This window comes from Paenibacillus sp. FSL R5-192 (assembly GCF_000517845.1).
GTDB classification, from domain to species: Bacteria; Bacillota; Bacilli; order Paenibacillales; family Paenibacillaceae; genus Paenibacillus; species Paenibacillus amylolyticus.
In genome coordinates this window covers 942,536-956,520 of the sequence record NZ_ASPR01000014.1, presented here as the reverse complement: position 1 = coordinate 956,520, position 13,985 = coordinate 942,536, and the positions used below count along the sequence as shown (strand labels likewise).

Sequence of the window (13,985 nt, the reverse complement as noted above, 5' to 3'; positions counted from 1 at the left end):
ATCTGCCATTACATGGCTATGCTTCAAAGGCAACTCAACCTTTCGAATTGCCCTTTAGTTAATGGTATGTTGCAATGAGGCAGTCAAGGACATTTGCTTCGACATTTGTGTTCGGAATGTAAAACGTATTTTCTATCTTAACGTATACGTTTGCCCTTTTTGAATACCGCCGTGCGCGCAGGTACAGAAGCTAGAGCGTGTTGGGCGTTCAATGCCCGTACTAACATGAAGTCAGCCGGATCACCAACGCTTGGGGTTAACTTGCCATTACTCACCCACGAATAGGTGCCTAACAACCTGTCATCACTGACCCAATTTTCACGTTCAGCCATTCGGGAAGCTCGCTGCAACATATCGCCGTTGCCAAATGGTGACCAGGCATCACGGATGTTATCGGAACCAAGCATAAAGTTAACACCTGTATCGAGAACCTGGCTTCCTCGCGGCATTGGACGATCTATAGGTACACTAGATACAAGTGTTACTCCGGCTTGTTTTAACACATCAAGGGTAGGCTGTACGCCGGATTCCGTTTGCTCCCCCAAGCAATAGGCATGGCTAACCGCTGTTCGATGCTGAAGTCCTGCCTCCATTGTCAGTTCAGCAAATCGCCGTAAGGTGGCTAAACCGGTTTCACCTCCATCATGAAGATGAAGATCGATCCCCTTATCTGCAGTTGTAGCGATATCAAACATCATCTGTAAACTGCGTTCCATATCCCCATCCAGACCTGCCGGGTCGACACCACCAACCAGATCGGCCCCCAGTGCCAGCGCCTCCTTCACGATCTGTTCAGAAGATGAACGAATGAGCCCTTGCTGAGGAAATGCCACAATCTCAATGTCCATGTAATCACAAAGCTCATCTCGTACTCGCAGTATGGCCTCCAGATTTCGGAGACCCACCTCAGGATCCACATCAACATGTGTACGAATGCGCGTTGTACCGTAATCTATCATTTGTTCCGCAAGAACTTTCGCCCGTTCTCCCACCGTTTGAGTCAATTCACTTAGCAGTTTTTTTTCATAAGCAAGATGGGACTCCAATGTCTGGAACGGCTTCAGGGGAATCCAGCGTTCACCGGTATGATGTTTATCCAGATGGCAATGCATGTCTGCAAGTGCCGGAAGGTACACAAGCCCGGCAGCGTTCCATGAATCGGCATCGCTCTGGCGAGCATGTATGATTTGATCCTGATCAGTGGATTCTGCTATAACCTGTGTAATCTTCCCCTCTTCAATAACCAACGTGTGTGTTCCCGTAGGCAAAAGTACATTATCGATAACTAATTTCATAACATTCTCCATCCTCCACTCTTGTAGTCAGAAGGCGACCTTCCTTCCATACTCCAACAGGTCGCGGTCGTTCAATAATCAGTTCACGCCTTGACTGCACTGGAAATATGACCAGATCGGCCTGTGCTCCAGCTCGAAGACCGTAATTGTCTATTCCGAGCGCCCGTGCTGCACCAAGTGTTGCCATCTCCACCAAAGTATCGGCATCCTCTTCACTCCCCATGTAGGCCGCATGGGCAAGCAACCAAGCGATATCAAACGGATTGCCATTACCAAAAGGTGTAAAGGCATTTTGAATATTGTTGGTGCCGTAAATTACGTTCACCCCCTCCTCCCGCAACAAACCAACCGGCGTTATGCCTCTGCGGGTGTTATCGTTATCCGCTCGACCATTCAGGTACAGATCTGTTGCAGGAAGGGTCATGAGATGGAGATCTGCCTCTGCAATCTTTCTAGCACATAACTTCACCTTTTCCCGTGGCATAGCCGCAAGCGAAGTTACATGACCAGCCGAAACTCTGCCCTGGAAACCATAAGCCAAGGTCTTATTCGCTATGTGAAGTATAGCTTCATCATCAGGATTTAGTGAGAAATCAGCATGAAAATCAAGGGGGCGATTGTACCGCGCAGCCAGTTCAAACGCAAAATTCAGATGATCATCCAGTATGGGATCAACATAAGTAATTCCACCAATTACGTCGGCTCCCATCCTTACTGCCTCTTCCATAAGATCTGCGGTACCTGGGGCACTAATAATCCCTTCTTGCGGAAAGACCACAATCTGGATCTCCATCATATGCTCCATTTTTTCTTTCACAGTCAACGCACTGTTCATAGCCCTTAGTCCCAGCATCGGGTCCACTTCAACATGACAACGGAGTCTGGTTACGCCGTAACGGGAAAGTTTTCGGATGACTTCTATGGATCTTTGGATCATATCGTGCTCCGTGAACCCTGCCTTAAGCGCAGCTGTCATCGAGATCGCTTCCTGCAATGAGGCAGCATCACCAGGCATGCGATCAAGCAAAAGCGCCTTTTCCAGATGGATGTGGGGTTCAATTAATCCCGGCAGTACGAGACCACCCTTAGCATCAAATATAAATCCATACTGCCCATGATTTTCTTCAAGTTCTCCATGGATCATACCTGTCATGTCACTTATGGATGAACCCCCACCGTCCGAAGACGGCAGGATCTGCTCAATGGTTGTACCATGCAATACGATATTATGAAGTCCATGACTCCCGGGAATCCGGCAATTTTGAATGAGTTGGCGGATCATGTTGACCACTCCTCCGTTCGTTATTTCAGAAAGCTTGCGCTATTGATCTCAACAAAACCGGATGGACTAATCCATACCCCATCCACATCTTTGGAGAGGGCTGCCAGATTCTCGCCATTACGGAACGGTAGAATTGGAACATCGTTCAGCTCAAGTTGAATGGCTTTTTCATAAATGGCAGTGCGTTTATCCGGGTCCGTTTCTTTCCGGGCATCTTCAATGAACTGATCCACTTCCGGATTATTATAGAAGGAATGATTACCAGGGACTCCTTTGGAGGTGCTATGAAACAGGTTAAACTGATTATAATCCGCATCGCCTGTTGCATTACCCCATCCACTCAGGAACATTTCGGTTTCCCCTTTGGCCGCTGCATCAATGTAAGCTCCAAACTCCAGTACTTTCACCTCAAGATTAATTCCGATACCTTTCAACTGAGACTGTAACACCTCTGCTACGTTCACTCTTGTTTTGTTATCACTGGTATATAGCGTGGCCGAGAACCCCTCCGGATACCCAGCCTCAGCAAGCAAGGACTTAGCCTTGTTCAGATCATAACTGTATCCCTTCACATTGGAACTGTATCCGATCATCGTGGTTCCGAGTGTGGAGTCCGTTACCTTGCCAATATTGTTGTACACGCCGCTGACGATAGATTCCTTGTCCACCGCGTACGCTACAGCCTGACGAACCAACGGATTGTTAAATGGCTCTTTGCTTGTATTAAACCCTATATGGTCCGTAGAAAAAGCCTCGTAACGCCCCAGTTTCATGGTTGAAGATGCTTCAATCCGTGCAATCTCCGTGGAGGGAACCTGTTCGGCTACCTGAGCCTCTCCTGTCTCAACCATCGCTAAGCGAGTCGTATCTTCCGGGACGGTTTTAAATTCCACTTTATCGATGTTTGGTTTGTCACCCCAATAATTATCATTTTTAGCAAGTACAATTTTGTCTCCTGGCGTCCATGATTCAAATACAAACGGTCCTGTTCCGCTAGGCTCCTTCACCATATCTGTTCCAGCAGATTCTATGGAAGCCGGGCTAAGTATATTTCCTTCCGCACTGGCAAGCAACGACATGATTGGAGCGTAAGGATAATTCAGGATAAACTGAATCGTATGCTCGTCCACCGCCTTCACTTCCTTGATCATGGAGAACATGCCTGCTTTGGGTGTAGTCGGAATACGTTCAAACGTTTTTTGCACAGCCTCTGCATTAAAAGGTGTCCCATCATGGAAAGACACTCCCTCACGCAGTTTGAACTCCCATGTTATATCATTCCGTTGCGTCCATTCCGTAGCCAGCAATGGTTGATACTTGCTGTTCTTGTCCATCAAGACAAGTCCTTCTGTTATTTTATGATGGTATACCGCCATCGAATTAATCTGGGAACTGTACTGAGGGTCCAGATTATTTGCATCACTCTGTCTCGCTATGACCAGTGTACCTCCCGATTGGCGTTCTCCCGGAGAGACCGCTTCACCACCTGCTGTAGATGTTCCTCCCGATGAACAGGCACTAATTACAAGTGTCATGGACAATGCCAGCATGCTTCCGACAAACCCTCTTTTTTTCATATAAATCTCCTACTTCCGTTATGAATTGAATTGGATTGAATGATGTAATATGTCTGAATGTTACACGTTAACAAGATTCCCCTGATATATGAATGCCCCTCGCCTTGAACGCCTTGCGATCGCTTCAGCCGAGCAGGAAGCCTGCACAAGAACCGCTGTCGCTGGATCACCAATGAGAGGCCATTGAACATCACCCTGTTCATCTAACGGGGTGATTCCCCCTGTAATATATCCCAGTGTCTCGGCTAATCCCCGTTCTGAACTCCATCGCTCACGCTCGGCCAACCGTCCGGCTCGTTCCAATATGTCACCACGGCCGAAAGGTCCCCAGTGATCCGTAATGGTATCTTCACCCAATTCAACTCGAACTCCGTATTTCTTCAGAAGAGAATAGGGCATCCAGCGGCTAAGCGGTACAGTCGACGTTATCGAGATATCCAGTTCCGCAAACCGTTCGGCCAGTTGCACCTGCATCGCTTCTGTAACGTCTGCAAAACCCAGTGCATGGCTCACATTCACTCGCCCCTGCCAACCGGCCTGCTCCGTCATCGCCGCAAGACGATTCATCGTAAATGTGCCCAAATGACCCGGATCATGAATGTGAATATCCACTCCTGCATTGGCCTCCACCGCCAAGTCCATGATGGTAAAGAGTGATTTTTCAATATCATTATCCACCGTTGCCGGGTCCACCCCGCCTACCCAGCGCGCACCGCGTCGTAGTGCCTCTTTCATTTCTGCAACGACGCCACTTCGTAGAAGACCATGTTGTGGAAACGCCACGATCTCACACGTGAGACTCTCGCTAAATTGAGCCGCAGCTGACACGGTTGCTTCAAGGTTGGCAAGCCCAATCTGAGGATCAATATTGCAGTGGGTTTGCACATGCGTAACCCCGCTGGATTGAAGAAGAGACAATACTTTCACAGCCCTCTCCTGCGCATGCGGCAATTGCCGTGGCAATAGTTCACACTCCTCTGCAATTCTTTTGAAAATTCCTTCAGGCGGCGTCGGCGCGATCCAAGGTCCACCGTAATATGTTTTATCAATGTGAATATGCATTTCGCGGAAGCCGGGTAAAAGCAGCATCCCTCCCGCATCCCGATCTGAGCATGGCTTGGCCAACCCCGCTTCTTCTTCATTCATCAATTCTGTAGTAATTGTTAACGAATCTGAAATATTACGATTTTCCGTTTTAACGATTCGCATGATTTTTCCATGCTCGATCCATAGATCAAACAGTTCACTTATGGTCCCGGTTATATGATCATTCTCATAACAATACCCTTGTTCCAAACGCACATTACGTAACCAATACGGTGTATGCTGATGCTGTATAATGCCCCTCATCCCCTTCTTCGTCACATGATTCGAATCCAATGAACTTCCGTAGGTTTGTCAGACAAGCTCACTCATGCACCATTCGGTGTCCCGTCTGATCATCCCAGATGAGATGTCCTTTGGAGAAAACTGCTTTTCTTGGTGCTCTGCGGGCTACAGCTTCCGCTGCACAGCTTGCATCGACCAATACCCAATCTGCCGAATCGCCCGGAACTGGCCACACCCGTTCACCTTGAGCATCCAGTGTTTCTCTGCCTCCCGTGATCAGTCTCAGCGACCGGGCTAACGAACGTTCATCAATCCAGGCAAACCGTTCTGCGAGTCTTGAAGCTCGTTCCAGAATGTCCCCGTTTCCGAAGGGTTGCCACGTATCATAAATGTTGTCACACCCTGCTTCCACATTCACTCCATGCTCCCACAGCAGAGGCAAAGGTGGCAGTGTTCGACCATGAGGCGCACTGGTTATGATGGTTATTCCCGCCTCTGCCAACAGATCTGCTGTAGATCGCGCTTCTGCCTCACTGACTTCACCAAGTGCAAATGCATGACTGATCGATACGTTACCCTGCAGTCCTGCCTCCACAGTTAATCTTGCCAATCTCTTCATTGTATAGGTGCCCAAATAATCCGGATCATGGAGATGCACGTCAATACCTGCACCCGCTTCAACTGCAAGCTCCACCATCAGCTGCAAACTCGCTTCCAGATCTGTGTCCATTGTTGCAGGATCAACCCCGCCAACCAGATGAGCCCCTTGCTGAAGCGCCTCACGAACCAATGCCTTGCTGCCTGAACGCAATAAACCATGCTGAGGGAACGCCACAACCTCATGTGTAATCTGATGACGATAAGAATGGAACAAGTTCAATACGGGTTCCAGTTGTTTCGTTCCTGCTTCAGGATACACATCGATATGGGTCCGTATATGAGTAGAACCTGATTCGATCAGACGTTGAAGCAGAAGTTCAGCCCTTTGCAACGGCGGTGTGACAAGCTGCGGAAGAAGCCTTTTTTCGATTTCACATCTGCCCGCCACCCCGCTGGCGGGTATAACCGCTTGCCACGGTTCACCCAGCAACGTTTTGTCCAGATGAACATGCTTCTCGGTAAATGAAGGTAACATCAGCATTCCTCTGCCATCATACGCAGGCTCCGCCAGAATCTGTTCTCCGTCCATGTTGACCGAATTCATCCTGTCAGCCGCAATGACTTGCACAATCACCCCTTCTCTAATCTGTACATGACTAAGTTCTGTTTCCGTACCCCGTACAGCATCCCCGTCATAGACATAGCGGCGTTCAATCTGAACATTAAGCAGCCAGTAGTCTGTTGAATTCATGTAGTCCAATTCGCATCTCCCCCTTCTTAGCTTCTTTGTTTTAGAGTTGGAGGCTATCAATCCTGCCTTGAATTCCATTCTAGCGATTAATTGTCATGTTTATTTACATGATCTTTACTTAATTTTTCGTTATTTTTACTTCATGAGTAAAAATCCTTTATTTTTCATTATTGTGTGTTAGTTTTATTAACATAATAAGCAATAAAGGAGGCTCCTATGAATCAATCTGTGATCACACCTGCTGCTCCACACACGGTAATAAGACCTGGTCAACTGCGTAAGTTTCTTACCCGTATGGTAGCAAACAAACTAGCCTCTGCCGGAGGCCTCATTGTTCTCTTCTATATTATTGTTGCTCTTTTTGCCCCATGGATTGCTCCGTACGATCCTTATAACATTCATCTGCCTGACAAATTACTTCTCCCCTCCTGGGATCATTGGATGGGTACGGATGATAAAGGTCGCGACCTGCTTAGCCGCATCATTTACGGAACACAATTATCTCTATTAATCGGTGTTGCTGCTGTAAGTATTGGTGCAATCTTCGGCGTGTTTCTGGGACTGGTAGCTGGTTACTTCGGTGGCTGGCTGGATGCCATTATTATGAGAATCATGGATATCCTTCTAGCCTTTCCGGGTATTTTGCTCGCTTTGGCTATTGTTAGTGCACTGGGAGCAAGCCTGATCAATGTCATGATTGCTGTCGGCGTCTTCTCCATTCCCATGTTCGCACGAATTGTAAGAGGCTCAACACTGACCGTCCGTAAGCTCGAATACATTGATTCCATACGCACGCTTGGCGGAAGTGATCTGCGAATCATTCTCGTGCACATATTGCCCAATATTATGTCGCCTATTATCGTGCAGATTACGTTGCGACTCGCAACTGCAATTCTGTCCGCAGCAGGCCTTTCCTTTCTAGGTCTGGGTGCTCAGCCTCCTTCCGCAGAATGGGGCGCCCTGTTAAGCAGTGGACGTGATTACATGTTCAGTGCCCCATATTTGGCTCTTTTCCCCGGCCTTGCCATCTCTACACTTGTGATCGGCTTCAATCTGTTTGGTGATGGACTTCGGGATGCACTTGACCCCAAATTAAAATAACTTTGCTCATGAAAGGAAGAGAACATCATATATGCTGACCTACATTGTGCGACGCCTCATTCAGACCGTTCCTGTTATATTCGGCGTCATTCTAGTCGTCTTTCTCATTATGCAGATGGTCCCCGGAGACCCTGCCGTTCTCATCGCCGGAGACGGAGCATCTGAAGAAACGGTACAAGCCATCCGCCATGATCTGGGACTTGATCAACCTCTTCTGCTGCAATACATCCAATATGTACTCGATGTGTTTCGCGGAGATCTGGGAACCTCGTATCGCTCAGACCATCCGGTAATGGACGAAATTATGCTTCGCTTGCCCACCACCATTCAATTGGCACTCGCGAGTATTGTCATCACGATTGTACTTGGTATGATAGCGGGAATTGTATCCGCCACCCGCCAACATAGTACAGCGGATCGCCTGATCATGCTGGTTGCCCTGCTGGGCATCTCACTCCCCAGCTTCTGGCTGGGCATGATGTTAATCTCCTTTTTCTCCGTCAAATATCATCTATTGCCCGTTACCGGCTGGGGAAGCCTGGAACACGTCATCTTACCTGCTATCACGCTAGGTGCTTCGGGAGCCGCCATCGTTGCCCGCATGACCCGTTCCAGTATGCTGGATGTCATTCATCAGGACTACATCCGTACCGCACGGGCAAAGGGTCTGAAAAATAGACTCATCGTGTACAAACACGCCCTCAAAAACGCACTTATTCCCGTAATCACAGTCATCGGATTGCAATTTGGAACACTGCTTGGTGGGACCGTTCTGGTCGAATCTGTTTTTGCTATCAATGGTCTGGGGCGATTGATCGTTGATGCCATCCGTATGAGAGACCTACCTGTCGTTCAAGGAGGCGTACTTGTCGCTTCTGTCATTTTTGTATTCGTGAATCTGGGTGTGGATCTGTTATATCGGTACTTCAACAAAAGGATTGAGATGGATTAAGGAGGAGGAAATCGCATGGCTATGGTATCACAGGAGAAGTTGCTGGAAGTACAAGGACTGCAAACATACTTTTTTACGGACGAAGGAATTAGCAAAGCCGTTGATGGCATTGATTTCAGTGTATATCGCGGAGAAACACTAGGTCTGGTTGGAGAATCCGGTTGTGGAAAAAGCATGACATCTCTCTCTATCATGCAGCTTCTAAGTCGGCCGGGACGAACGGTTGGAGGTCAGATTTTGTTCAAGAATGAGGATCTGTTAACCAAGTCTGAAGAACAGATGCGGCGCATTCGTGGCAAAGAGATATCCATGATTTTTCAAGAGCCGATGACCTCGCTGAATCCTGTTTATACAGTCGGAGAACAGGTTGCTGAGGTGTTCAGGCTGCATGAGAAACTGGGACGGAAAGAAGCTTGGACAAAAGCCGTTGAACTGTTACGCATGGTAGGAATCCCCTCCCCTGAAGAACGCGCGCATCAGGAACCCTTTCGGCTTAGTGGTGGCATGCGCCAACGCGTCATGATTGCAATGGCTATGGCTTGTCAACCTGATCTGTTAATCGCAGATGAACCCACGACAGCGCTCGATGTAACCGTACAATCTCAAATTCTTGATCTGATGAAGCAACTCCAGCAGCGTATGGGCATGTCCATCATCCTGATCACACATGATCTGGGTGTTGTAGCAGAAACCTGTGACCGCGTGGCTGTTCTATATGCAGGACAGATTGTTGAATACGCCTCTGTGGATTCCATATTCGATAACCCCAAACATCCCTATACCCAGGGACTGCTTCAGTCACTGCCAAGGATCGATGAAGACCAGGATGAGTTGTTAGCCATCCCGGGAACTATTCCGAGTCCTTATGATCTGCCTTCAGGTTGCCGATTCGCTCCCAGATGTGCTTTCCGCAAAGATATCTGTTCTACGGCTCAGCCTGAGCTGTTGAAGAATTCCGATGAAGAATCGGTACGCTGTTGGATGTATGACGAAAACTGGAGTGGATCTGATGCAAGCGGCCAACCGCACATCTCGAATCAGGAAGGGAGTAAAGTGATATGACAAACATCCATGTGAAGCACCAATTATCCGCAACGGACATGAAATCTTCGGCACTTTCGAGTTCTGATGTTCTTGCTGATATCAGGCATTTGAAACAATACTTTCCGATTCGAGGAGGCCTGTTCGGCAGAGTGGTTCACCATGTCAAAGCTGTGGATGACATCAGCTTTCAGATTCATGCAGGTGAAACGCTCAGCATTGTAGGGGAGTCGGGTTGTGGCAAATCAACGACGGGCCGTTCCATCCTGCGACTCGATGACCCAACGAGTGGAGAGATATATTTTCAGGGTAAGAACATTCTAGAGTTAAATAAAGCTGAGTTAAAGCGAATGCGCAAGGATATGCAGATTATTTTTCAAGACCCCTTCGCCTCTTTAAACCCACGCCAGACCGTACGGCATATTTTGAAGGAAGCACTGGAGATTCAGAAAGTCGTCCCCCGCAGCAAACAGGATGAACGCATCCGTGAACTGATGGACAATGTTGGTTTGCGTCCGGAGCATATTGATCGTTTGCCTCATGAATTTAGCGGTGGGCAACGCCAGCGGATTGGTATCGCTCGAGCACTTGCCCTGGAGCCTCGATTGATTATCTGTGACGAAGCCGTCTCCGCACTGGATGTATCCATTCAGGCTCAGATTATTAATTTACTTAAAAAACTTCAGAAACAACATCAACTGACCTACCTGTTTATTTCCCATGATCTTGGTGTGGTCCGTCACATCTCTGATCGTGTAATCGTGATGTACTTGGGCACAATCGTCGAGATCGCTGATAAAAAATCGCTGTTTGATCACCCGCAACATCCGTATACACGCGCACTGCTGAGTTCCATTCCATCGACGAAACGTAATCAGCCAAAAGAACGTGTTCATTTAACCGGTGATATCCCTTCTCCCATTCACCCACCTAGTGGATGCCGGTTTCATACACGTTGTCCATTTGCAGTTGATCGTTGCTCTTCTGAAGTTCCCGAACTGCGCACCATTCATGAGGGACATCAGGCTGCCTGCCATCTGATTTCCTAAAATCATGAATCCTTTTTGGGCACCATTTACAAAATGCTTTCCCTCTATTGAATCACTTACCAAAATAAATTAATATGACAATACATTTCTCTTTCAACTTCATAATTTAATAATTTTATGATTTACGGATGGCTCTATCCGATTCAATATACACCCGATGCTAGTATGGAGGACCATCATGATTAATCTTGATCAATTTACTCTCATCGTCCTAATATTCATTATCGCTCCCATCGTGGGGGCGATTGCGCTATTAATTTTGTTTTTTTTCGAGAAACAACTGGACTTGCTTCGGATGCAAAAAAGACAGATCGAGCTGGAGAAAGAGTTCCAAAAATCACTGTATGTACAGCTCAGTCAACAGATCCAGCCTCATTTTATGTTTAACACCCTCAATGTCATTCTCAGTCTCGCCAGACTACGTCGTACCGAACAGGTTGTCGGTGCACTCGAGGTTTTCTCCAAATTCCTCAAATTCAAGTACAATACCGATGAGCCCATGATTCGTCTGGAAGAAGAGATTCGTTATACCGGTCATTATCTGGAGATTCAGCATCTGCGGTTCGGTGAACGCTTGCGACTTGTAACGGATTACGATGAGAATGTGCTTGATGCTTATATCCCTCCCTTTGTGCTTCAAACGATTGTAGAAAATGCGTTCAAACATGGACTTGAACCAAAAATGGGCCCTGTCGAGTTAACCATCCGTTGTCTTCGAAATCAAAAGCAAGTGTTGCTAACCGTAATCGATAATGGTGTGGGTCTTAAACCAATATCCTCAGATGAAATGATTCAAGGACATGGGCTGGAAAATATCAGAAAACGACTGCATATCTTTTTTGGTGAGGAGAGTTCGCTCAGCTTATCCGCTGAAACACAAGGAGGAGCTGTCGTTGAGGTCCGTTGGCCCTATACCCAAGAAGAGATATTGAAAGCTCATTAGAAACAGAGAACGATACATCACAAATAGGGGGACTTCATCATGAATGTATTGCTGGTTGATGACGAGCCTCTGGAACTGGAGCAGCTGGAATTTCTAATTCAGCCTCAATTTCCTTTCTGGCGTCTCTACAAAGCTGCCGATGGAACACAAGCCAATTCGATTGGACAAGAAGTACAGATTCAACTCGCCCTGCTCGATATCAATCTCCCTGGCAAATCCGGTCTGCTCGTTGCCGAGGACCTACGCCGTCTTCACCCCGAAATTCATATTATCATGATCTCTGCACACCACAACTTTCAATACGCTCGTCAATCGATCAAGCTGAAAGTTATGGATTACATCACCAAACCCGTTATTGAACAGGAGTTGCTTGAAGTACTGCATGAGTTTGATCATAATGACTCGCCAGCTGTGCAGTCCAAAGTCATTCAGGAAGCACTCCAGATTATGCAAAAACAGTTTTCAGGAAAAATCAATCTCTCCGGGCTCGCCTCAGCTGTTCACATGAATCCAACCTATCTAAGCCGACTCTTCCATGAAGAAGTAGGCATCTCTTTCTCTGAATATCTGAATCAATTGCGAATGGAGTACGCCAAACAGCTTCTTCACCGCCATTCAGATTTGAATATTGCAGACGTTGCTGAACGGTGTGGCTTTAACAGCCAGCACTACTTCTGCACACAATTCCATAAACATGTGGGGATGCCACCCAAAAAGTTCCGTGAGAAGAGGAATTAAGATGCGTTACAATCATTTCCACGAAAATTTGGCGACGCCTGTCAAACTGGGTATTGGACTTGGAACTATTGCGTTGCTTGGAAGATGGCTCACCGGCCTCAACATTGTAGATTCGCCTGAAGCATTGATGCGTTATGGCTTGTACGGCACTTTGGGGTACTCTCTCGCTACCGCCCTCGCGCTGATGTTATTCGGGTGGTTGGGTAAATATGTGCGAAGCCACTCCGGTGATGCGGCAACAATGAGTCAATGGCTCACAGCCAAACTGACACCTTCAGGGGCTCGTTTGATGACAGGATTGTTTGCGATATTACTTCTGGAAACGGTGCTCCTGCAAGGAATGGTGTCCGGATTCTTCTTCCATCAATTATTTGATCTTCCCGAAGTTGCTGGGCGAACGGCTTTTATTGTCATCTTCTCCTTGCTTGCAGGTTTTATTGGATTACAGACACTTTATGCATTGGCTATCCCCCAAGTCATTCTGACTTTCAGCGTTGCCATCATGTTTCCTTTGTTTTATTTTATCCGGCAAGGTGTTGACCCGGTTTACTCTGGAATTCGACTCTATCATCCTTATATGCTTGTGATCGACAACCATTCTGCCCTGCTTTTTATAGCAACTGGTATATTGGTGGGACTGGGACAGGTTATTGCTGATCCGGCTACCTGGCAGCGTCTATTTCACATCGAACGATCCAAAATTGTGCCAGCATTTATGATGTCCGGCATGATGTATGCGACCGTGCTGATGGCTTTTCTACTGCTCGTGATGGTCTCCATTCATTCTGGTGGGCTGGCAAATATACCGTCTCTGATTTATCCGCTATTATCCATTACCCATTCACCCGTTTTGTTTGGAATGTTGATTATATGTCTAATTTTGATGTTCACGGTGTCCTATATGAGCCGGTTTCAAGCCGTTCTGAAATTATGTATGGAACAATTCAACCTTGCCAACTCTGGTGAAAAACGTACTCGGAACAGCATCATTTGCATGGCCATGTTTATAGCAACCATCATTTCCCTTTCCGTGTCGATGACGCCGATTCAAATCCTGTATTTGTTCGGATCATTGCATGGTTGCATGCTTGGTCCCATGTTACTCCTGACTTTAATTCACAAGCGTACACAGGGCATTGCACTTCCCCTTATCACACTGGGGGGATGGATCGCTCAATTTTTGCTTCAGCTGTTTTCCTCTTTTTCGGGGCTTGAACGAATCTGGATCAGTAGTGCTGTGTCGGCTGTTCTAACCTGTATTTATATATTCATAACATTAGGTCTTCGTCGCCACACTCAACACATGTCAATGGATTTATATCGCTAA

At 47.2% G+C, this 13,985-nt stretch carries 12 protein-coding genes; 7 read left to right on the top strand and 5 right to left on the bottom strand.

The window, feature by feature from the left end:
* Positions 1 to 137: 137 nt before the first annotated feature.
* From C161_RS12750 to C161_RS12730, 5 genes are read right to left on the bottom strand one after another with little or no spacing between them, the layout of a single operon-like run.
* Positions 138 to 1,295: an amidohydrolase family protein gene (locus C161_RS12750; protein ID WP_051449710.1), complete on the bottom strand. Its 1,158-nt coding sequence runs from the start codon at positions 1,293 to 1,295 to the stop codon at positions 138 to 140.
* On the bottom strand, positions 1,276 to 2,577 hold the full coding sequence (locus tag C161_RS12745; protein WP_036670603.1) for an amidohydrolase family protein: 1,302 nt from the start codon (positions 2,575 to 2,577) through the stop codon (positions 1,276 to 1,278). The genes C161_RS12750 and C161_RS12745 overlap by 20 nt, the downstream gene beginning before the upstream one ends.
* Before the next feature lie 20 nt (positions 2,578 to 2,597).
* Entirely contained in the window at positions 2,598 to 4,154 is a 1,557-nt protein-coding gene (locus tag C161_RS12740; RefSeq protein WP_036670601.1) for a glutathione ABC transporter substrate-binding protein, read from the bottom strand.
* Positions 4,155 to 4,214: 60 nt separating this feature from the next.
* Positions 4,215 to 5,504 carry an amidohydrolase gene (locus C161_RS12735; protein ID WP_036670600.1) on the bottom strand — a complete coding sequence of 430 codons (1,290 nt, stop codon included), beginning with the start codon at positions 5,502 to 5,504 and terminating at the stop codon, positions 4,215 to 4,217.
* 58 nt (positions 5,505 to 5,562) lie between these two features.
* Positions 5,563 to 6,834: an amidohydrolase gene (locus tag C161_RS12730; RefSeq protein ID WP_036671053.1), complete on the bottom strand. Its 1,272-nt coding sequence runs from the start codon at positions 6,832 to 6,834 to the stop codon at positions 5,563 to 5,565.
* Between the two features lie 216 nt (positions 6,835 to 7,050).
* On the opposite strand from C161_RS12730, the gene C161_RS12725 reads away from it, so the two are divergent.
* The 7 genes from C161_RS12725 to C161_RS12695 all read left to right on the top strand — a co-directional run bounded on the left by C161_RS12725 (position 7,051) and on the right by C161_RS12695 (position 13,985).
* Positions 7,051 to 7,935, top strand: a complete 885-nt coding sequence (locus C161_RS12725; RefSeq protein WP_051449709.1) for an ABC transporter permease — start codon at positions 7,051 to 7,053, stop codon at positions 7,933 to 7,935.
* A gap of 31 nt (positions 7,936 to 7,966) precedes the next feature.
* Entirely contained in the window at positions 7,967 to 8,887 is a 921-nt protein-coding gene (nikB, locus tag C161_RS12720) for a nickel ABC transporter permease (RefSeq protein WP_036670599.1), read from the top strand.
* Between the two features lie 21 nt (positions 8,888 to 8,908).
* The gene (locus C161_RS12715; protein ID WP_051449747.1) at positions 8,909 to 9,949 is read left to right on the top strand and encodes an ABC transporter ATP-binding protein; all 1,041 of its coding nucleotides are present in this window, start codon (positions 8,909 to 8,911) and stop codon (positions 9,947 to 9,949) included.
* 38 nt (positions 9,950 to 9,987) lie between these two features.
* Entirely contained in the window at positions 9,988 to 10,977 is a 990-nt protein-coding gene (locus tag C161_RS12710) for an ABC transporter ATP-binding protein (RefSeq protein WP_051449746.1), read from the top strand.
* Between the two features lie 178 nt (positions 10,978 to 11,155).
* Entirely contained in the window at positions 11,156 to 11,920 is a 765-nt protein-coding gene (locus tag C161_RS12705) for a sensor histidine kinase (protein ID WP_036670598.1), read from the top strand.
* Positions 11,921 to 11,959: 39 nt separating this feature from the next.
* Positions 11,960 to 12,658, top strand: a complete 699-nt coding sequence (locus C161_RS12700; RefSeq protein ID WP_036670597.1) for a response regulator transcription factor — start codon at positions 11,960 to 11,962, stop codon at positions 12,656 to 12,658.
* Between the two features lies 1 nt (position 12,659).
* Entirely contained in the window at positions 12,660 to 13,985 is a 1,326-nt protein-coding gene (locus tag C161_RS12695; RefSeq protein ID WP_036670596.1) for a hypothetical protein, read from the top strand.